Origin of the sequence: Rubripirellula lacrimiformis, from assembly GCF_007741535.1 — a bacterium.
Lineage (GTDB): Bacteria > Planctomycetota > Planctomycetia > Pirellulales > Pirellulaceae > Rubripirellula > Rubripirellula lacrimiformis.
In genome coordinates this window covers 8367629-8387876 of record NZ_CP036525.1, presented here as the reverse complement: position 1 = coordinate 8387876, position 20248 = coordinate 8367629, and the positions used below count along the sequence as shown (strand labels likewise).

Below are 20248 nucleotides of genomic sequence, written 5' to 3'. Positions count from 1 at the left end.
GTGAACCCGGGCTAGGTGAACCCTGGCGATGCACAGCCGACCGGCAAACCTGCCGGGCTGTGCGTCGTTCCGGCGATTCTTGATTTGGCAGGCTGTGGCCAGCCCATCCCCCGACTGTTGCCAGCGGCGCATCCCGCAGGCTCTACCAAGTCGCAGGTTTCTTATGGCGGGCCTTCTCGCGAAGGCTATCATGGCGGGATGAAAGCCAACCGAACTCCGACTGACCAGCCTCAGACGGACATTTCCAAACTGCCCCATTTTCAAGCGGTCATCCAACGTCTAGCCGATGGGATGTTTCGGTTCGCGGCGAATTGTTGAATTTAGCCCGGCCGCGAATCGATCGCGTCGTTGTTCGTCTGTTGAAGTCGCGGTCAATCGTGGTCGCAGATGCGGTCTGCACCGAGATCAGCGATGAAGTTTCTACCCGGGTGATGCAGCGACTGCACGATGTGCCCATCAGCACGCCGTCCCAGTTGCACCGTTTGATCACCGAAGAGGCGGCTGATGAATTGGTCCTGCGCTTCGGCGACGGGCCTAGCCAGCAGATCATCGAAGAACTGCTGGGCCGGTGGGAGGAAACGGGCGATCAGGGAGAACCGATTCCCCTGGATACCCTGTGCCAGGACCATCCCGAATTACGATCGGACATCGAACGACGGATCGCCGCGCTGAAAGCGGTACAGCGGAAACCGTCTCCCCGCAAAAAGCGGAAGCGTCAATCTGCACCGAAACTGCCACCGCTGGACATCGCCTCGGTGATCGGGGATTTGAACTTTTTAAGCGCTGGCGGGCTCGGTGAAGTTTACGTCGGTCAGGACGATGCGCTGCGACGCAGCGTGGCCGTTAAATTCATGCACCGTGTTATGTTTCGTTGTGCAAGACGATTGCCTACGCCCACAACCGTGGCATCGTGCACCGTGACATCAAACCAGCGAACGTCATGATCGGTCGCTTCGGTGAAACGATCGTCGTCGATTGGGGGCTGGCAATCCCGGTGCTGCGAGACGAACGCTTCAAACAGAGTGGCGAAAAGACGCTGGCCATCCAGCTATCCGGTAGCCAGTCGGGTTCAACGACCGGTCGCGGGGCTGGCACACCGGCGTTCATGAGTCCTGAACAGTTTTCGCACTTGGCGCCGACACCGGCCAGCGACATCTACAGCTTGGGTGCTACCCTGTTCGTGTTGCTGTGTGGGAAGCCACCGATCAATCACACGTCGCTATCGGAAATTCGAACCGATACGATCGAAGGTCGATTGCCGCAACTGTCCGAAATCCGCCGCGGTATCCCCCGATCGTTGCAAGCGATCGCCAATTCGTTCAAATCGATCGTTTGATGAACGAGACGAACCTGAACGCTGTGATTCAAACCATTCGAATCGACGGTCGATCGGAAGATCCAATTTCGTTGGAATGGGTCGTCATCACGGCCGAAGACCTGTAGCCATTTTGGCGGCGGCCGCGGCGGCCGCGGCGGCGAGCCACCCCGAGCTGATTGGGGCGGGATCGCTAGTTGTTGTGGGCTGGTGTTGAATCCAACAGGCTGATGATCAATGGCAGCAGTTGTTTTTTGCGGCTGACCACCTGTTCCAGTTCGTACAGCATGTCTTCCAGTTGTGGGTAGTTGATTTCTTCCCACCCATCGGGCTCGCTGCTCATCAACAGCAGGCTGCCATTGCTGGCGATGTCGGTGATCAGCAGAGCGGAAAATTCGAGATTGGATTCCGACGCAAGATCTTCCAACGCCTTGGTCAATTCGTCTTTGCGTTGCCAGAACAAATCGAATCCGATTTCTTCGATCTGCGAGATTGAAAAACGGCGGCCTGATTCTTCGAACTCTTTACAGTCCTCGCGGACGACTTCCTCGGGCGTGCACGATCGCAGTGCCGAACCGACTTGGAAGAACTCGTTGGCGTATTCGTCCATCTCGACTTCGCAAAGCTGTTCCAGCCACTGCAGCATGTCACGATCGGTATCGGTCGTGGTCGGCGATCGCAGGTACAGCGTGTCGCTGATCATGCCCGATGCCATGCATAGGGCGATGCCGGGCGATGGATTGATGCCGGCACGTTGGAACATCTTGGCCACCAAAGTGCATGTCGATCCCACAGGTTCCATGTAGAACCGCATCGGGTGATTCGATTTCAGCGAACCGCCTAGCCGGTGGTGGTCAAGCACTTCGACGATGTTGGCGTCTTCGGCACCCTGCACGGCTTGCGAGATTTCATTGTGGTCGACCAAGACGATTTCGGTTTTGGGCGGGTTCACCAGATCGCTTTTGCTGATCACGCCGATCAATTCGTCGCCATCGACCACGGGAAAGATGGTTTGCGGGCTGCGGAAAACGTGACTTCGAGCCGATTCGACGGGCATCTTCGATGACAGCTTGATGAAGTTGGTTTCGATGATCGAATCGATCCGCTGTGCGGCTTTGATCCGCATGGTGGTGGTCGCAGTATCGAACGGGCTGGTGATGATGGACACACCTTGGGCCTTGGCCAACTGCATCAAACCGCTGGACAGTTCATAGCCGCCGGTAACGACCATCGCGCGGACGCCCATTTCCAGAGCGGGCAGTTGGATCGATGGTCGGTCGCCGCTGACCACCAACAAACGTTCGGCCGGGAACTGCCGCATCCGTTCGGTGAACCCACCGGCGCTCATCGCACCGACGGTGACGACAAAGTCATCAATGCGTTCGGGTTCGACAACATGCTGAAACGAACCACCGACGACGGAGACGACTTTTTCCAGCGTGCTGGTGACCTGTCGTGAACGGACGGGGTCGACACCGCCTTGCAGCATCAATTCCAGCAGGTCCAACAGCGTCACGATCCCCACCACTTTGTCCTCGTCATCCAGGACGGGGATCGAACGGACTTCGTGGGCATTCATGCGTTGGTAGACGTCGTAGAACACGTCGTCTTTCCGCGCCACGATCGTGTCGCGATTGCAGACGTCTTCCAGTTCCGGGCGGATATCCATGATGATCCGCGGATGCTGAACCTTGGCCTTTTTGAGCGCAAACTCGGTTCGTTGGTTCGGTGTCCCGCAGCAAGCGGCGATCGCGTCGGGCCGCGTTGTTCGGCGCAGGAAGTCCGCGTATGCCAGCGCGCTGCAGATGGCGTCCGTATCAGGATTGCGGTGGCCGAAAACAAAAAGGCTCATGGAAGTTGCCAAAGAAGGACATGCTGAACGAAGACGGACAATCGCATGCGAGGGGATCGCCTGCGGCGGTTTTATGAACTTTCCTTGGGCACGCTCAGCAGCAACTCTTCGGCTGCGGCGACAATCGATTCGGGCTCACTCATTCGTCCTTCGCCACGGGCACGGCAGCTGAGCCATCCCGAGTCGGGGCCGACGAAGTGACAGCCATCACTTTTCAGTTGGTCGATGTTTCGCTGGACCGAGGGTTTGCTCCACATCGGCGCACTCATCGCCGGTGCAAGCAGGACCGGCGCTTCGACTTGCAGATACAGGGTACTGACTAAGTCATCGGCAGTACCGCAGGCAAATTTCGACAATAAATTCGCCGTCGCGGGTGCAACGATCATCAAATCGATGCCATCGGCCAGTTCGATGTGTGGGCCCAGCGGGAACCGGGGGTCGAACATCTCGATCGCCACCGGTTTGGCCGATAGAGCGGCCAGGGTGGGTGGTCCGATAAACGAGGCCGCGGCGCGCGTCATCGCGACGCGCACCGAGTAGCCCGATTGCGCCAGTCGGCTGCATAGGACAGCCGACTTGTAGGCTGCGATTCCGCCTCCGATAGACAGCAGAATCGTTCGTGGATGGTTTGCCATCGATCGCGCCCGCTTGGCGTGGTCGCTTCTATAGATCCGAAACGTCCAAATCCGGACCTTCGGCCGCTGCCACGGCGGCGTTCAAATCTGGAATCGATTCGACTTCGTTGTCCATGTTCAAGACGATTTTGTCTTGCATGATTTCTTGCAACACGATCGACATCTTGTCGTGGGTGTCAACGTTGACCAATGCACGACTGCCCTGGTTCAGCTGGACCAATCGCTTTTGGATCAGAGTGCTGAGCTTGAAACGACCGCCAACCTTGTTGACGATTTCTTCTTCTTTTAGCTCTTCGAGCATCTTTGTTTTTCCCTTTGGTCTTTCAGAATTTGACAGATCTCGGCGACCGCCACGTCGACGGATCCGTTGATGATTTCGTACTGATATCGATGCATGTACTGCATCTCGGCGATGGCTGTTTCCAATCGTGCAGCGATCACTTCTTCGCTTTCGGTTTGCCGCCGACGAAGGCGATTTTCCAGTTCGTCCATATTACCCGGATGGATGAACAACGAGATCGGGTTCAGGGATTTGTTCTCTAAAACCGTCATCGCACCCTGGACGTCGATCTCCAAAATTACCCATTTTCCGGCATTCAAGCCAGAGGCAACCTGCCGGCGTAGCGTTCCGTACCAATACCCGAGGCCAAAAACCTCTTTGCATTCCAGGAACTCGTCGGCCGCTTTCTGCTGGGCGAACTCCTCCGCCGATAGGAAGTGATACTGGACACCGTCGACTTCGCCGGGCCGTGGCGGCCGGGTGGTTGCCGACACACTGAGCGTGATTGGCAAATCGCAGACTTGTAAAAGTTGGCGCACAACCGTGCTTTTTCCCGCACCACTCGGTCCGGAAATGATGATCAATCGGCCTGGATGCCCGTCACTCATTCAATACGTCGCTTCGTCGAACTGCTGCTGCCATCAAAATACTGCGTCGCGATCATTCCAAATTTTGGACCAGTTCCCGCATTCGTTCAATCGCACATTTGATTTCGACCACGTTGGCCGACACTTCGGCGTCGGACGCCTTGCTGCCGATGGTATTGGTTTCGCGGAACATTTCTTGGATCACGAAGTCTAGTTTGCGGCCGGTGGGTTCGCGATGGTCACTGTTGTCGGTTCCGTCCAAAACGTTCTGAAACATCTCTAGGTGACTGCCCAATCGCATGATTTCTTCGCTGATGTCGGCTCGATCGGCGTAGATTTGGACCTCGCGAAGCAGATCGACTGGTTGCGTCTCGATCGCTCGTTCGGTCAAAATCCGCTCGATCTTGGTTTCTAGCCGATTGCGATAGGTCTCGACCGCACGCGGTGCCAAGATGCTGATCTGGTCCAGCGACTGGCGAATCTGTTGGACATCGGTGCGAAGCGTGGTGGCCATGTTTTGCCCTTCGCTTTCACGCATCCGATCCAAATTTGCGATCGCGGCCTTGATGGCCCCGCGAACAAACGCCCACAGTTCGTCATCTTTGCGGCGATCTTCACGGTGCGTCACAAAGACGCCTGGCAACGTCATCAAGGATGCCAGTTCGATCGTCATCGACGGGTCGTCTAGTTCTTGGCGGACCTGCTGCAGATGCTGGGCATAGGACTTCAGGATTTCGCGATTGACGGCGGGAGCGTCCTGATTGTCCGGTTTTCGCCACGAAATCGACAATGTCACACTGCCGCGGTGAATCAGCGACCGCGCCAGTGTTTCGATCTTGTTGTCCAGGGCGGACAGCGAATCGCTGATCCGAGACGAACATTTGAAGCCGCGGTTGTTGACCGTGCGAACCTCGACCGTGATGGTGCCTAGGTCGCTTTGATCGGACGCGTGGCCCTGGCCGGTCATACTGCGGACGCCGGCGGGATTGAATGGCTTCATGAAGATCGGTTCGCGGTCACCGGCGGTTTGTTCGCCGGTGGGAGGACGGTCGGCACCGGCTAGACGATGCGGTGCACAAAAACTTTGCCGGCAATCTTACTTGTCGGTCGCTTCGGCGGAATCTTCGCCGGACGCGTTGTCGGCCGGTTCGGTGGTAGCTTCGGTGGCCGTGGATTCAGCACTTTCGGCAGCCGGTTGATCGGTTTCGGCTGCTGCGTCGGTCGTGGCGGGCGTTTGCGGTGTTGCTGCTGCGTCGGGTGTCGTTGCGGTTTCGGCCGCATCGGTGGCGGTGGCGGTGGCGGGGGCTGGCTTGGGAACCAATTCACCGCCCGAGATCGACGATTCGCTGCCGCTTAGCGAGGATGCATCGCCACCAAGGGGTGGAACGGACAGGGTGTTGCCGGTTGAATCGGCATCGCCAGGGCCGGCCGTAACGGCGCTGTCGGCGATGGGTGCCGTGGCGTGGGTGCCCAGCAACCACATCGTGAATGCACAGGTGAAACCCCAAACGGCGGCCACGACGACTGTGATGACGGTGAACGTGTCACCGGCTTTACTACCAAAGGCACTTTGCCCACCGGGGCCACCCAAAGCACCGCTCAATCCGCCGCCTTTGCCTCGTTGGATCAGGATCAACAGGATCAAAAACAGCGACAGAAAGCCCATCAAGAATCCGAGCATGGTGCTGGAAACGGAGCCGATTAGCAGGAACGTCATCGAAATACCAAGAATCAGGTGGTTTGGGTTGGTTCGGTAGGATTGTCAGGGACGACTTTGCGCCGGTCGTGGCAATCAACCAGCGGTTAGGCTGGGTTGATGATGCCCATGAAGTCTTCGACTTTCAGGCTGGCACCGCCCACGAGGGCACCGTCGATATTCGGTTGACCCAGCAATTCCTTGGCGTTGCCCGGTTTGACGCTGCCACCGTACTGAATTCGCATTTGGCCGGCCACATCATCGCCGAACAATTCGCCCAGCAACTTACGAATGAATGCATGAACCTCTTCGGCTTGTGCTGGCGATGCCGTTTTGCCGGTGCCGATGGCCCAAACCGGTTCGTAGGCGATCACGACGCCAGCGGCGCGAGCGTCGTCGAGTCCGTCTAGCGAGCCGCGGAGTTGCGTTTCGACAACCTTTTCGGTGCTGCCGGATTCGCGATCTTCCAGCGTTTCGCCAACACAAACGATCGGGATCAGATTGCCAGCCAAAGCGGCGTGCAGCTTTTCGCTGATCTGTTGATCGGTTTCGCCCATGATCGCGCGGCGTTCGCTGTGACCCAGGATCACGTAGCGGCAGCCCACATCGGTCAGCATCGACGCGTTGACTTCGCCGGTGAAGGCTCCGTCATCGGCGGCGTAAAGGTTTTGGGCACCTAGTCCGATCGGTGTGCCCGCGACGGCATCGGCCACCACAGTCAAGTACACCGATGGTGGGCACAGAGCCACATCGACCGACGGTTCGTCGCCCACGCCGGCAACGATGCCTTTGGCGAGTTCAACGGCCCCGGCGCGACGGGTGTTCATTTTCCAGTTGCCTGCGATCAGAATTCGGCGTGTCAAACGACTGTCTCCGAGTTGATGGATGATTGAGGATCAGATGCTGACGGGTTCGGCGAACCGGGCAGTGTAGAAAATTGTTTGCCAAGCAACGCCGCCAGACTCTTCATCTGGCCAGCCAGTTGGTCGTATTGTTCAGGCAGCAGCGCTTGCGGACCGTCGCTTTTGGCAACTTCCGGGCAATCGTGCACTTCGATGTGGACGCCGTCGGCGCCCGCCGCCAAACCCGCCATCGCACAGGCCGGAATCAAATCCGGACGGCCGGTGGCGTGAGATGGGTCGACGATGATCGGCAGGTGCGAGAGTTGCTGGACCAGCGGTACGGCAGCGACGTCGAATAGGTTTCGTGTTGCCGGGTCAAAACTCTTGATGCCTCGTTCGCACAGCACCACGTTCATGTTGCCCTGCGACAGAATGTATTCGGCGCACATCAGCAAATCGGTGATCGTCGCACTCATGCCACGCTTCAGCAGCACCGGCCGCTTCGATTTGCCAACTTCCGTCAGCAGGGCGAAATTTTGCATGTTTCGGGCCCCGACCTGCAGCATGTCGGCGTACCCGGATACCAATTCGACCAACCGTGGATCGGTTACTTCGGTCACCACAGGGATATTGTATCGGTTGCCGACTTCGCGAAGCAATTTCAGCCCGTCTTCGCCCATGCCCTGAAATGCATAGGGGCTGGTGCGTGGTTTGTACGCACCGCCGCGGAATAGGTTGGCGCCCGATGCGACGACCTTCTCTGCGATTCGAAACATCCGGTCGGGGTCTTCGACGCTGCACGGACCGGCAATCATGCCCAAATGGCCACCGCCAATCTTGACTCCCGATACGTCCACGATGCTGGACTCGGGGTGGGCATCCCGTGATGCCAGTTTGTAGGGGGGCAGGACCGGCACGACTTGGGCCACGCCGGGAATCGCTCGCAAAGGTTCCTCGCGAAGCTGATCCTCGTCGCCGATGATCCCCACGATCGTTCGGTGAGTGCCCCGGCTTAGGTGATGCTGGAGCCCCATTTCCTCGACGCGCCGCAATACGTGATCAATTTGATCGTCGGTGGCGAGGTTCTTCAGGATCAGGATCACGGCGAAATGTCGAACGTACGAGGTGCCAGGAGGATGGTCTGGTGGCCCGAAAAAATTGGGCAAGCCGCGTAATGTACCAGTCGCCCGCGGGAATCGTCGAGGCCAAGTCAATCAGTGGCCCGGAAAATGCCATTCCGCCCCGGACTGGGGGGGTGATGCCAAGATTCCCCCGGGGAGGACAGAGGACAGGCAGGACAGGGGAGGACAGGCAGGACAGAGGGGGCGGAGCGAGGGGGGCGGAGGATGGAGAGGAAGTTCGAGTTCGAGTTTAAGTTCGAGTTTAAGTTGGTGGTGGGGGGGCAGGGAAGGTGCGATCGAGGTCTCGTTCAGCGAGGTTGGGCGAATCCGGTCGGTTGATGATCCGTTTCGCTGCTGTGTTGTTGGCATGGGGCTTGGGCTGCTGAGCCCGATTCCATGAATCGCCACTGGGGGTGGCGGAACAACAGATTCTTGTACTGGTATCGCGTTTCGATCTGGTGTGCGTGCCGTTGTCGGTTGCGATATTCGAAGGGCTGGTAACCGTGATCCATCAGGAATTCGACATTTTCGCGGCACGGTCGATTGCCCGTCTTCTCGTTCACTCGGTCGCCCATTTCCAGGCTGATGCCGGGATGCGATCGCTTGATGATCTCGATCATGCCTTCCAAAATCTGTCCTTCGGCGCCTTCGGCATCGATCTTCAGAAAGTCGGGTTCCGGGTGCTCGGTGACGTAGTCATCCAGAGCGACCGCCGGGACCGTGATCACATGGGCACCGGGGCAGTCAACCGATTCGGACTCGTGCACGACAAAGTTCAGCGAGCTATCGCGAACGTCCTGCTGCAGGAACCGCAGCGATCCGGTGCACGAGAATGCGGCTAGGTTCACGGCGGTGATGTTTTCGCGGCGGTCCGCGTTTTCGCTTAGCAATGCAAAGGTCGACGGGGTTGGTTCCCATGCCAAGACTTGGCCGGTGGCACCCACGATCTCGGACGCCAACAGGCTAAAGAATCCGTAGTGCGAACCGATGTCGTAGATGACCATGCCGGGGCGCAGCACGTCCAGGAACATCGCTGTTACGTCGTCTTCGAAGTATCCGTGACGGCCGATTCGATTGGAAACGTTTTCGGGATAGACGATTGTCATCGGCTGACCCCAGAACAGATTGGCTTGTCGCTTCCTGGCCCGGCCGGTCCACTTGGCCAGTTTCTTGTGGATTCGCCAGTCCAGCCACTGAGCCGGCGCGGCCAGCGCGGATTGATTGCGACGCTCGTCCCATCGTCGAAGCAATTCAAGACGATCCATGGCATTGGTTTCCGATAGGTAGAGTTAGCAGGGCACCCGAATCTTGGGCCTTGGGAACTACCAATTCATCGCGTCTTGGGTCAATAGAAATCGTCCGTCGCCGAGCTAGGACGCCCTCGGGCGCATGTACGGTCATCGATCGCGATCGATATTGCTGGTTTTTGCTTGGCGCTGCTAGCGTAACCGCTGGTCCTTTTGATCCGCCGGAAGTGCAACTCTTATGATCGTGATCGCTCGAAATTACGGCCAACTGGGCAACCGGTTGATGTTGTCGGCCAACCTGATTGCCGCCGCCTGTGAATTGGACGTTCCGCTGCGGAATCCATCGTTTTCACAGTACGCCAGCTATTTCACGTCCACGGCCAATGATCTGTGGTGTCGGTTTCCGTCACGATCGGATGACGCCACCACCACTGCCCCGCCCCGCCCGATCGCTCGCCAAGCGTTGTATCGATCGGTCTATCTGACGGGTCGGACGCTGGCGCACCTGCGGATGACACGGCTGCCGTTCCATCTGATTCGGATGACGGGCGAACGAAAGTTTGATCTGCAATCCGCTGAATTTGCCAGCATGGCTCGAAGCGGCCGTCCGGTCCTGGTCAGCGGCTGGCACTTCCACGCCGGCAGCTGGTTGCACAAACACGCCGACGTGATTCGCGACTTTTATCGCATCCGGCCTGACCATCAACGCAACGTCGATGAACTGGTCGGCCGGGCTCGTTCGACCAGCGATATCCTGGTCGGCGTGCACGTTCGCGGCGGCGATTATGCCACGTTCAAAAACGGACGCTACTTTTATTCGATCCCCAAGTACGTCGCGGCGATGAAACGTATCCGTGATCGCTTCAGCGGCGCAAAGGTTACTTTCTTGGTCTGTGGCAACGTGCCGTTGGTGCAAGAAGACTTTGGCGATCTGGACGTCCATTTTGGGACCGGCCAAATGGTCGAAGACATGTATTCGTTCGCCGCCGCCGACCTGTTGATCGGGCCGCCGAGCACCTTCACCGGGTGGGCGTCGTTCTATGGCCAGATCCCGCTGTGGGCAATGAATTCTGCGGATGAACCGTTCGACGCGGTCCGTCTACCGCCGGGCAGCCGGCTGAACCAGATCATGAACCCGGTTGCCGGCGACGGGATCGCAGCAGCCTAAGGTGGGTTCCCGCGATTGGGCTGTCTCTGGGATGGGATCGCCCGTAGATTCGCCAGTGAAATGGTGAATTTGGCTATAGATTGCTGTGAAGCCATGACGAATGTAACGATGAAGCCGTTGGCGCTAGGCGATGTCGTCGAGGCATTTCCCGTTACAACCGCAGCCGTCTCTTTCGATCGCGAATCCCGTGCAGATCAATCATTTCAATAGTCTTCTGGATGGTGGCGCTGCAACTGCCGCTCGTCGGTTGCACTCTGAATTGGTGCGATCGGGCTTGGATAGCCGGTTCTATTATTCGGCTAGCCAGGGCATGCGGGACGAACTCGACCACTCTTACGCGATCGCACGCTGGCGACGTCAGGGTTGGGGGCAATCGGTCGTCGACTATCTGCGTTTTCGCAGCGGGCGTCAGGAACTGAAAAAGCTGACTCGGCGACGACCCAGCGGTCACGAAATTTTCAGCACTCCGCAAGGCGGGCCGCACACACCTTGGCCGCCGGTTGATCGAACCAACCCGTCCAAGGACGCGGCCGACCAACGCCAGATCATCCAACTGCACTGGATCGCCAAGTTCCTGGATTACACCAGTTTCTTTGGATCGATCGATCCGGACCAACCCGTGGTGTGGACGCTTCATGACATGAACGCGCTGACCGGCGGCTGCCACTTTAGCGACGGTTGTCAACGATTTCAGTTCGGTTGTGGCGGATGTCCCCAATTGCCATCGAACATCCAAACATCGGCCCCGTCAACCAATCCATCGGGAATGGATCCATCGGCAATGGATCCATCGGCCGGGGACGATGCGGGCAACGGACGCCCGAATGTCCAAGACATCAGTCGCCGCTACTTTGCGGAAAAGCAAGCCGCACTGGCCAACGTGAACCTGCACATCGCAGCGCCTAGCCGTTGGTTGTTGGACGCTGCCAAATCCAGCCCGATGCTGTCTGCGGCGCGATCGTTTCACCACATCCCGTACGGAATTTCGACCGACGATTATTACCCGATGAATCGGGACGAAGCACGAGCCCGGTTGGGGATCGATCCGGGCGCAACGGTGTTCTGTTTTGGTGCGATGGATGTCAAAAGTCGCCGCAAAGGTGCCCACCATATGCTGCGGGCACTTTCCCACATCGCCGACCTGCCGAATGTCGAAGGCTTGGTCTTTGGCAGTGGCAAGCTACCCGATAGCGACCAATCGATGCCCAAGATGCATCAGGTGGGGCCGGTGCGAGGTTTGTTGGCCCAGCGGACGATCTACAGCGCGGCGGACGTATTCGTGCTGCCATCGCTAGAGGACAATCTTCCGTTGACAGGGTTGGAAGCGATGGCCTGTGGGACGGCGGTGGTCGGCTTTGATGCCGGTGGAATTCCAGACTATGTTCGTCCAGGTTCCACAGGACTGCTGGCACGGACCGGCGATGCCGAAGACCTGGGCCAGAAACTGCGATCGATCCTGAGCGATCCCGCCCAAGCGATCGCTCTCGGACGCGGCGCTCGTCGCACCATCGAACGCGAATACCGCAGCCGCCAGGAAGCCGCCGCCTATCGTTCGTTGTACGCCGAACTGCTAGGCGAATCATCCGCACCGCGATCGATCGCCGCTTGATCCCAAATGGTCGTACTAGATTCTTATGTTCGATGTACCGATCGCATTCGTCACGTTCAATCGTCCTGATTCTGCGCGGGCGACCTTTCAGTGCATCCAAAGGTTGCAACCGCGAACCTTGTTCCTGATCAGCGATGGCCCCAGGGCAGACCGCGACGGCGAGGCCGAACGCGTCGCACAGACTCGACAGGTTACCGACCAGATCGACTGGGATTGTGACGTCACGCGGATCTATGCGGATGACAATTTGGGATGTGGCCGACGGATCAGTTCGGGCATCACCCAGGCGCTGCAGTCGGTCGAACGATTGATCGTGATGGAAGACGACTGTGTGGCTGACGCTTCGTTCTTTCCGTTTTGCCAAAGCGTGCTGGATCGCTATGCCGACGACGAACGTGTGATGGCGGTCAGCGGCAACAATTTCCAACAGGGACGCCGCCGCGGCGACGCCAGCTATTACTTTTCTAAGTACCCGCATTGTTGGGGTTGGGCAACGTGGCGACGTGCCTGGCAGCAGTTCGATCTGGGCATCCCGGACTGGCCCGCCTTTCGAGACGCAGGCGGTTTACGGTCGGTCTGTTCCAGCCAACGCGAAATTCAGTACTGGACCGAGATCTTCGACAAGGTCCATCAGGGGCAAAGCCAAAGTTGGGCGTTCCCATGGACGCTGGCCACTTGGATGAACCATGGGTTGACGGTTTTGCCGCAAGTCAATTTGGTGCGTAATACCGGGTTTGGTGAAGACGCCACCCACACCCGCAAATCGAATTCGACGTCGAACCTGCCGACCTGCTCGATCGACCAGATCCAACATCCAGGTTGGATCGTTCAGGATGTCGACGCCGACCAGTTCACCGACAACCTGGTCTTCAGTGGCACCGGTGGCCATGGTCCGCTGAAGCGGATGGAACGCGGCTTTCGCAAACTCCGGAAATCGATCCGGTCGAAATTGTCTTAGCCACCGTGTTCGCTGTGTTCAAACGTCGTAGCGGAAGTCGTCAAGACTTTCGTAAATCATGGCGAGGCCGAAGCTGTTGGCGATTTTCCGCTACCCGAAAACCAAGGTGCGGCGAAGTACTAGGCCGCTCGGCGGGTCGCGATGATCCAACTTTGCTTGGTCTTGCGACGCTCGGACACCAACGCCTCTTGGACGTATTGGTTGTGGCGCTGGCGAATGAAATCGGGCAACAGTTCTAGTTTGTTCTGCAGCCCATCGTCGGTTGTCACTTCCACCACGTCGTGAGTGTCTTCGAACGCGTGGATCATGCGCTCGGTGGTCCCATGGACCAAGTGATCGTGGGTTTCGATCAACCAGTCGGCCTTCTGTCGCTCGTCGGGCGACACACTTTCGACCACGTCGTTTTCGAAACCTTCGCAGTCCACCACGACCAGCGAGTCGTCGTCAAGGTTTTGGCGAAAGGTATCGGCATCAAAGCCGCCGAACAAAGAGAGTCGACTCGGTTCGATGTCGTTCAATTCCGCGTTGGCGTGGCATTGGCGTTTGGCTTCGTCTTCGGTGTCAAACCCGATCAATCGTGCGTCGGAGAAGATCCGTCCAAGGCCGACCAGATAGAATCCTTCGGCGAATCCGACGTCAACGATTTGACGGTACTGCGACTTCTGGGCGATCGATTCGATGCAAGGTCGAAGTTCGGATTCGTAGGTGCCCAGCAATTTGGGCCACAACATGCTGCCCACCGACGCGGCCTTGGCATATCGCATGCCCGTGAACGGACCCGCCAAAACCTCGCACTGCTGCAACAGGTCGGCGCATTCACGCGCCGCACGCTTTTGAATGACCGGTGTTCGTTGATGATAAAAGAAGTTTTGGGCCGGTAGGTATTGGGCCAGTTCCCACAGCCGATCGTTCTTCATCAAGACGCGAGTGACACGGCGTGCGATCGAATACAGTTGCTTTTTCATGTTCTTTTTCCGGTCGATACGTCGTCAGCGGCAAGGATCGTCCGCGATCTACAGGGGGGAACGTTGGAACTAGTGAAAATGGTCGGTTTTGGTCAATAGGATTGTTGGTATCGGCCGATGCGAAACGCTGCGCCGGACTGCTTGGCGGGACCCGGAATGCGTGATTGCCGGATCGGTTTCGCTTCGCGCCTTGGTCCGGCCTACTTCGCTGACCGCCCGGCAATCAAGCCGCTCGCTTGACCACGTCGGCCAATGGGCGATCGACAATTGTGGGGGCGGCAATTGTGGGGGCGGCGACGGTATCGCTGACCTCGCGAAAGATTCGCAGCAGGTCGGACTTTTCGTGATGGGATTGGTAACCGTCACGGACGGTTTCCCAGGCTGCGGCGCCGAGTGATTCTCGTCGCTTGGCCGATGACATCAGGTCGTCCAGCATCCCGGCGTGCGAATCGATGTCACCGGGTTCGAACAGCATCCCGTTTTGGTCGCTTTGGATAAAATCGACGATGCCGCCGCTGCGACCGGTGACGACGGGGACGCCTTCGCCCATGGCTTCTAACAGGCTGACACCAAACGCTTCGCACTGCCGCGTGACCGCGCCGGTTTGATTGTGCGCGGTAAAGATCGCCGACCGCTGTCGCATCGCTGCACCGGTGGCCTGGTCGACCGCCCCGTGACAGTGGACAGCCGATTGGAGGTTGCGATCCCGGATCAAATCATTCAAATCGGTGGACAGCCCGCCGCTGCCAGCGATTTCAAGCCGCGAACCAGGATGGTTGCCGGCGATCTGGCCGAAGGCTTCAACGGTTTCTAGCGGTCCTTTGAAATCAACCAACCGACCCAGGAACAACACCTGCGGACGATCCGACGCCGTCGACACTCGCGGCCTGTTCGACAAAGGAACCCCGAACCGTTTCAGAAAGATCTTCCTGGGGTTGATGTCAAGCTTCAATAGTTGGTTCCGCGTGTAGTTTGAATTGGCGATGAACCACACGTTGTCCGGCAACGACCGGACGGATGATGGATAGTCGACCGGGTGCAGCGGAGTTTGGTGGACGTGATGGCGAACGTCCCAGGTGATGTCGTACCCGTGGCAATGGACGACGATGGGAATGTCCAGACGATTCCAGACATCGTTGAACTTGGTCGCAAAGTCCAGGAAATGAACAAACACCGACGAAGCCTTCGATTCCCGAATCTGGTTCAATAGCCACTGCGATCGCATCGCATCGTCGGTCTGTCGGACCAAACCGATCGATCGCATGGCACGCTTGGCTCGGCTGACCTTGCGAGGAATGTAGTGGGTGTCGTCCGAAAGATTCGACCCGCGTGGCGTGTTCCGCAGATCGTCCACATTCAGAACCACATGGTCGCCAAGCATCTGTTTCATTCGCCCCATCCAAACATGGGATGGATAGTTTTGGCCGATTCCGACAAAGGCGATTTTGAAAGGATTCATACTTGATGCGCTCGAAATGACAGGCAATGAAGGACAGAGCCGACGTCATCGACGGTCCCACCTGAATCCCGAATCGGCACCTATGTGGCGTCGCCAAAGGGCAACACAAGTTTTGCTAGCATCAAGGTTCGAACGTGTTCCGAACGTAGCGTTCATCCCCGTAGTACATTCTGGATGGCCGGGCGGGCGGAAAAGCTAGAAAGGGTCCGCGAAAAAAGTGTTCGGTACCGATTCTTCGGACTGGGCCGTTTCGGCCGCTCGTTCAGGGATGGCGGGAACTGACCGAGACCCGGGGCCTATCGAAGGGGCAATCAGCAACACTCGCGGCCGTTTTCGAATGGATTTTTGCCCCCGCGGATGAACCTTGGGTTGGTGTCCCAGGTGCCGCCGGCGCTTGGCACGCGATGGCGGGCCGATTTGCCTTTCCGCAGAACCGTTGCGATCCGGACAATCAGAGCGGGCGTGCTGGATTGCCGGTGTTCTTGATCCACCAAATTTGCCCGTCTGAAATCGCAAAGTACACTGTGTCGTCGATTCTGATGTATTCACCCTGTCAGCTAGCTGTCTGGATTCGACCCATGTCTCTGCGACTTTTCACTCGTCGAACTTCCGCTTCCGCCTCCAAGCGATCGAAAAACTCGACGCGTTCGCAGAACTCCAAGCGTTCGCGGCGATGGCTGACCTGCGAACTGGAGCCGCGGTTGATGCTGGCGGGCGACGCCGGTGTCGCGGTGGTCCAGGCCACTGCCCCCGCGGTGACGACTACCCATAGCGTCGCCGTCACCACCACCGACTTGGTGATCATTGATGGCGGGGTGGATGACGCTGCGGCGCTTCTATCCGCTGTGCCTGCCGGTGCCGAAATCATGATGATTGATTCGACTCAGGGTGGAATCCAACAGATCACTGAGGTCCTTCGCAATCATCAGAACCTGGACTCGGTTCACCTGCTTTGCCATGCCACCGAAGGTGCCCTGCTGCTAGGTGACCAGGTGATTTCGGACGCGAACCTGGATGTGTATCGATCGCAAATCACCCAGTGGCAACAGGCGATGTCGCCCGATGCGGACCTGTTGATCTACGGTTGTGACTTGGCTGCTGGAACCGATGGAGTTCGATTTCTGAATCGGCTGGCATCGATGGCCGGCGTCGATGTGGCAGCGTCAAGTGATCGAACGGGAACCGCCAACGACCAACATCATGCCGACTGGGATCTGGAGTATCGCATTGGCCAGATCGATTCGATGGGGCTGTTGTCGGCGTCAAAACTGGGTGCCTTTGACGGGCACCTTGGGATCGAAATCTTTGCCGGTGGATCGACCGGCAACGAGTTGATGGAACTGGAGATCAACGGCCAAATCGTCGACACCTGGTTTGTGTTGGGAACCGATGCGGAAGCCGATCGGTTGTACAGCTATTCGGTCGACGACCAAAACGTGGCCATCGAAGACATTCGTATCAACTTTGTGAACGATCTTTACGACCCATCGCAGGGCATCGATCGAAACCTGCGGGTGGATCGGATCGTGGTCGATGGCGTGACCTACCAGAGCGAAGATTCATCTGTCTTCGCAAGCGGTGTCTATGTCGACGGGGTGGGAATCACCGACGGAAATCTACAATCGGAATACTTGCATTCCAACGGCTATTTTCAGTTCGCATCGACTGGCGGCGGAAACGGTTCCAACGTCGAAATCAGTTTGCGTGGCCAAACCGGTACCGAGTCGGCACGGGTATTGATCGATGGCAGCGTGGTGGCGACGTACGACAACATTTCGACGGCCGGCCAAATCTTTTCGTTCGAAAGCGATGGGACTTTGACGGCCGATCGCGTGCGAGTAGAGTTTACCAACGACGAGTATGTCGAAGGTGGGTTTGACCGCAACTTGACGGTCGACTTCCTACGCATCGATGGCCAAACTTACCAAACCGAAGCCGCGACCACTTATTCGACTGGAACTTGGTTGGAATCGGATGGCATCGTGCCCGGGTTCCGGCAAAGCGACACTCTGCACACCAACGGATACTTCCAATACCTTGCCACCAATGACCCCGGAAATGGTGGTGACGCGGGCAGTTTTTCCTTGGTGACTAGCCAGATCACGACCGTCGAAGGTCAGGGCGCCATCACGTTGGAAGTTCGCCGCATCGGTGGCAGTGACGGCAGCGCGTCGATCGACTTCTTTACGTCGGGGAACACCGCGGTCGATGGCCAGGATTTTCAAGGGAACAGTGGCCGCCTGTTCTTTGGGGATGGCGAAACATCCAAAAGTTTCACCGTTAATATTCTAAACGATGGTGTTTCCGAAGCGACGGAAACCTTCACCGTCCATATCGACAATTCAATCGGAGCCGATCTGTTGGCTCCGCGCACATCGATTGTCACCGTGCTGGATGATGATTCCGGATTGCCGCGATACGATTCCTTTGGTTCGGCCGCAGGCTTGAATCTGAATGGATCGGCATCCGTGGTCGACGGTCAGTTGCAACTGACTAGCACCGGTGTCCAACAGGCTGGATCGGCTTTCTATAACGATCCCATTTCATTCAACGAAAACACATCCTTCCAGTCATCGTTCAGTTTTCAGATCGGTGGCGGCAGCGGTAGTGGCGGCGCCGACGGAATGACATTCCTGCTGCAGAACTCGGGTGCCGGTGCGGACGCATTGGGCCGCAATGGTGGTTACCTGGGCTACGACACGATCGGTCAAAGCATCGCCATCGAATTTGATACCAGCCAAAATTCCTGGGACATCGCGGGCGACTCGGTCGCCGTGGTGGTCAACGGCCAGTATGCCAACGCGGTGTTGCAAACCAGTTCGCCATTCAACCTGAACAACAACACGCAGTATCATGCGTGGGTTGAATACAACGGCGAAACCAACACTCTGGCCGTGTTCATTTCCGAGACCGATGAAAAGCCTGTCTTTGCAGTCTTGAAGACCCAGATCGATATCGCCGGTATCGTCGGCAACCAGGCCTACGCCGGATTCACTGCGGGGAACTTCAATCGTCCCAACTATCACCGTGTGGGATCTTGGAACCTGACACTGGACCAACCCATTGGTGACCCACCGGTGAACCCATCGGGAACGGTGGTTGAACAGAACTTGATCACCGGACTGACCCAACCGTTGGCCGTGGCCTGGTCGCCCGACGGACGCAACATGTACGTCGGCGAAAAGGGTGGCGTGATCAAGGTGGCCCGCGATGGCAGCACCAGCGCCAGCACGGTTCTGGATATCTCGTTCATGGTCAACGATTTGCAAGATCGTGGCTTGGTCGATTTTGCGTTGGATCCTGATTTCCAATCCAACGGCTATATCTATCTGCTGTACACCTACGATCCACCAGAGGTCAACAATTACGTTGGCAACTCTTATGCCGGACCGGATGGACGGGGCAACCGAGCGGGCCGACTATCGCGGTTCACCTTGGACGCATCTAGCGGATTCACTTCGGTGGTCTCTGGCAGCGAAGTGATCCTGCTGGGCAAGAACAGCAACTGGAGCAACATCAACGCATTCGTGGACAGCACCGACAGCCTTGGTGAACCACAAAGTGGTGTCCAGAACGGCCAGTTCGTTCAGGACTTTATCAACAGCGACAGTCGGTCCCACACCGTCGGAAGTTTGGCGTTTGCAGCCGATGGAAACCTGTTCGTTTCGATCGGTGACGGTGCCAGTTTCAGTCGGACGGATGTGCGGGCCCTGCGTGTTCAGGACGTCAACAGTCTGTCGGGCAAAGTCTTGCGGATTGACCCGGCAACCGGCCAAGGGCTAAGCGACAACCCGTTCTACACGGGGGACGCAAATGCCAATGCATCGAAGGTCTATCAGTTGGGATTGCGAAACCCGTGGCGTCTGACCATTGATCCGAATTCCGACCGGCTGTACATCGGCGAGACCGGGTTGGGCAGTTACGAAGAAATCAACACCGGCGGTGCGGGTGCTAACTTTGGATGGCCTTTCTACGAGGGCGCCCAAGGGTACAACAGCCGCACACCTGGATACCGCGATCTGGCCCAGGCTGGCACGTTCTATCAAAACGTGACGGCGACACCCGCGCAGATCGCGTTGCAGCACCAGGGCGGATCCGATGCCGTCGTGCTGGGCGACATCGTGACGAATCTGGATTTGGGAATCCAATACGAAGGCGACCTTTTCTACAACGACTTGTACCGTGGCGTTGTCCGACATGCCGACGTGGGGCCCAACGGCGAACTGGTGGACATCAACGTGTTCACCACCGGTGCCCAGTACGTCACGGACATTCAACAGGGGCCCGATGGTTCCTTGTACTACGTCAACCTGATCGAAGGTACCGTTGGGAAGTGGCGCATCGTTTAGGCGTCGGTTTTGCGGTGGCCGCTGGTCGGATCACGCGTTGGTCTGACCAGCCGATCGTTCGGTTCGCCGGACTGACGGCCCGGCATCGCGTTGAAATGGTGGACGCAGTGGGGCTTCGGTTGACTGCTTCGCTGTGCGTTTTCGCCGCTGCCGCTACAATCGTGA

Annotated in this window: 18 protein-coding genes; 7 read left to right on the top strand and 11 right to left on the bottom strand. The window is 57.7% G+C overall.

Annotated elements, in window-relative coordinates:
• The first annotated feature begins 15 nt into the window (after nt 1-15).
• Genes K227x_RS29405 through K227x_RS29395 form a run of 3 tightly spaced genes read left to right on the top strand, consistent with a single transcriptional unit; the run spans nt 16 to nt 1336 of the window.
• Entirely contained in the window at nt 16-318 is a 303-nt protein-coding gene (locus K227x_RS29405) for a hypothetical protein (RefSeq protein ID WP_145176591.1), read from the top strand.
• On the top strand, nt 312-944 hold the full coding sequence (locus tag K227x_RS29400; RefSeq protein WP_145176588.1) for a hypothetical protein: 633 nt from the start codon (nt 312-314) through the stop codon (nt 942-944). The genes K227x_RS29405 and K227x_RS29400 overlap by 7 nt, the downstream gene beginning before the upstream one ends.
• Nucleotides 911-1336: a protein kinase domain-containing protein gene (locus K227x_RS29395; RefSeq protein ID WP_246146377.1), complete on the top strand. Its 426-nt coding sequence runs from the start codon at nt 911-913 to the stop codon at nt 1334-1336. The genes K227x_RS29400 and K227x_RS29395 overlap by 34 nt, the downstream gene beginning before the upstream one ends.
• 172 nt (nt 1337-1508) lie before the next feature.
• Here K227x_RS29395 and K227x_RS29390 read toward each other — a convergent pair whose 3' ends face one another.
• From K227x_RS29390 to K227x_RS29350, 9 genes are all read right to left on the bottom strand, one after another.
• On the bottom strand, nt 1509-3167 hold the full coding sequence (locus K227x_RS29390; protein WP_145176582.1) for a putative manganese-dependent inorganic diphosphatase: 1659 nt from the start codon (nt 3165-3167) through the stop codon (nt 1509-1511).
• 71 nt (nt 3168-3238) lie between these two features.
• Complete coding sequence (locus tag K227x_RS29385; protein ID WP_145176579.1) at nt 3239-3802, bottom strand: flavoprotein; 564 nt, start codon at nt 3800-3802, stop codon at nt 3239-3241.
• A 28-nt stretch (nt 3803-3830) separates the two neighbouring features.
• Nucleotides 3831-4103: a DNA-directed RNA polymerase subunit omega gene (locus K227x_RS29380; RefSeq protein ID WP_145176576.1), complete on the bottom strand. Its 273-nt coding sequence runs from the start codon at nt 4101-4103 to the stop codon at nt 3831-3833.
• Entirely contained in the window at nt 4088-4690 is a 603-nt protein-coding gene (gene gmk / locus K227x_RS29375) for a guanylate kinase (RefSeq protein ID WP_145176573.1), read from the bottom strand. The genes K227x_RS29380 and gmk overlap by 16 nt, the downstream gene beginning before the upstream one ends.
• Before the next feature lie 52 nt (nt 4691-4742).
• Nucleotides 4743-5669, bottom strand: a complete 927-nt coding sequence (locus K227x_RS29370; protein ID WP_145176570.1) for a YicC/YloC family endoribonuclease — start codon at nt 5667-5669, stop codon at nt 4743-4745.
• A 96-nt stretch (nt 5670-5765) separates the two neighbouring features.
• Nucleotides 5766-6386 (bottom strand): preprotein translocase subunit SecG, encoded by a 621-nt coding sequence (secG, locus tag K227x_RS29365; protein ID WP_145176567.1) that lies wholly within the window; start codon nt 6384-6386, stop codon nt 5766-5768.
• A gap of 86 nt (nt 6387-6472) precedes the next feature.
• Complete coding sequence (gene tpiA, locus K227x_RS29360) at nt 6473-7228, bottom strand: triose-phosphate isomerase (protein ID WP_145176564.1); 756 nt, start codon at nt 7226-7228, stop codon at nt 6473-6475.
• Entirely contained in the window at nt 7225-8310 is a 1086-nt protein-coding gene (gene aroF / locus K227x_RS29355; RefSeq protein ID WP_145176561.1) for a 3-deoxy-7-phosphoheptulonate synthase, read from the bottom strand. Before aroF ends, tpiA begins: the two co-directional genes overlap by 4 nt.
• Before the next feature lie 326 nt (nt 8311-8636).
• On the bottom strand, nt 8637-9593 hold the full coding sequence (locus K227x_RS29350) for an FkbM family methyltransferase (protein ID WP_145176557.1): 957 nt from the start codon (nt 9591-9593) through the stop codon (nt 8637-8639).
• A 220-nt stretch (nt 9594-9813) separates the two neighbouring features.
• Here K227x_RS29350 and K227x_RS29345 point away from each other — a divergent pair, with 220 nt between their 5' ends.
• The 3 genes from K227x_RS29345 (at nt 9814) to K227x_RS29335 (ending at nt 13310) form a co-directional block, all read left to right on the top strand.
• Nucleotides 9814-10743: an O-fucosyltransferase family protein gene (locus K227x_RS29345; protein ID WP_145176554.1), complete on the top strand. Its 930-nt coding sequence runs from the start codon at nt 9814-9816 to the stop codon at nt 10741-10743.
• 187 nt (nt 10744-10930) lie between these two features.
• Complete coding sequence (locus K227x_RS29340) at nt 10931-12352, top strand: glycosyltransferase (RefSeq protein ID WP_218933639.1); 1422 nt, start codon at nt 10931-10933, stop codon at nt 12350-12352.
• A 25-nt stretch (nt 12353-12377) separates the two neighbouring features.
• Nucleotides 12378-13310 carry a glycosyltransferase family 2 protein gene (locus tag K227x_RS29335; protein ID WP_145176550.1) on the top strand — a complete coding sequence of 311 codons (933 nt, stop codon included), beginning with the start codon at nt 12378-12380 and terminating at the stop codon, nt 13308-13310.
• 119 nt (nt 13311-13429) lie between these two features.
• On the opposite strand, the gene K227x_RS29330 is transcribed toward K227x_RS29335, so the two are convergent.
• A complete protein-coding gene (locus K227x_RS29330; RefSeq protein ID WP_145176547.1) occupies nt 13430-14275 on the bottom strand; it encodes a hypothetical protein in 846 nt (281 codons plus the stop codon).
• Between the two features lie 223 nt (nt 14276-14498).
• Nucleotides 14499-15734 (bottom strand): glycosyltransferase family 4 protein, encoded by a 1236-nt coding sequence (locus K227x_RS29325; protein WP_145176544.1) that lies wholly within the window; start codon nt 15732-15734, stop codon nt 14499-14501.
• A 578-nt stretch (nt 15735-16312) separates the two neighbouring features.
• Between K227x_RS29325 and K227x_RS29320 the strand changes: the two genes are divergently transcribed.
• Complete coding sequence (locus K227x_RS29320) at nt 16313-20083, top strand: DUF4347 domain-containing protein (protein ID WP_218933638.1); 3771 nt, start codon at nt 16313-16315, stop codon at nt 20081-20083.
• The last annotated feature ends 165 nt before the right edge of the window (nt 20084-20248 follow it).

Bases quoted from the DNA above. Each gene is read 5' to 3' on its own strand.
- K227x_RS29390 (WP_145176582.1), bottom strand. From the start codon at position 3,167: ATGAGCCTTTTTGTTTTCGGCCACCGCAATCCTGATACGGACGCCATC.
- K227x_RS29385 (WP_145176579.1), bottom strand. From the start codon at position 3,802: ATGGCAAACCATCCACGAACGATTCTGCTGTCTATCGGAGGCGGAATC.
- K227x_RS29380 (WP_145176576.1), bottom strand. From the start codon at position 4,103: ATGCTCGAAGAGCTAAAAGAAGAAGAAATCGTCAACAAGGTTGGCGGT.
- gmk (WP_145176573.1), bottom strand. From the start codon at position 4,690: ATGAGTGACGGGCATCCAGGCCGATTGATCATCATTTCCGGACCGAGT.
- K227x_RS29370 (WP_145176570.1), bottom strand. From the start codon at position 5,669: ATGAAGCCATTCAATCCCGCCGGCGTCCGCAGTATGACCGGCCAGGGC.
- secG (WP_145176567.1), bottom strand. From the start codon at position 6,386: ATGACGTTCCTGCTAATCGGCTCCGTTTCCAGCACCATGCTCGGATTC.
- K227x_RS29350 (WP_145176557.1), bottom strand. From the start codon at position 9,593: ATGGATCGTCTTGAATTGCTTCGACGATGGGACGAGCGTCGCAATCAA.
- K227x_RS29345 (WP_145176554.1), top strand. From the start codon at position 9,814: ATGATCGTGATCGCTCGAAATTACGGCCAACTGGGCAACCGGTTGATG.
- K227x_RS29335 (WP_145176550.1), top strand. From the start codon at position 12,378: ATGTTCGATGTACCGATCGCATTCGTCACGTTCAATCGTCCTGATTCT.
- K227x_RS29330 (WP_145176547.1), bottom strand. From the start codon at position 14,275: ATGAAAAAGCAACTGTATTCGATCGCACGCCGTGTCACTCGCGTCTTG.
- K227x_RS29325 (WP_145176544.1), bottom strand. From the start codon at position 15,734: ATGAATCCTTTCAAAATCGCCTTTGTCGGAATCGGCCAAAACTATCCA.
- K227x_RS29320 (WP_218933638.1), top strand. From the start codon at position 16,313: ATGTCTCTGCGACTTTTCACTCGTCGAACTTCCGCTTCCGCCTCCAAG.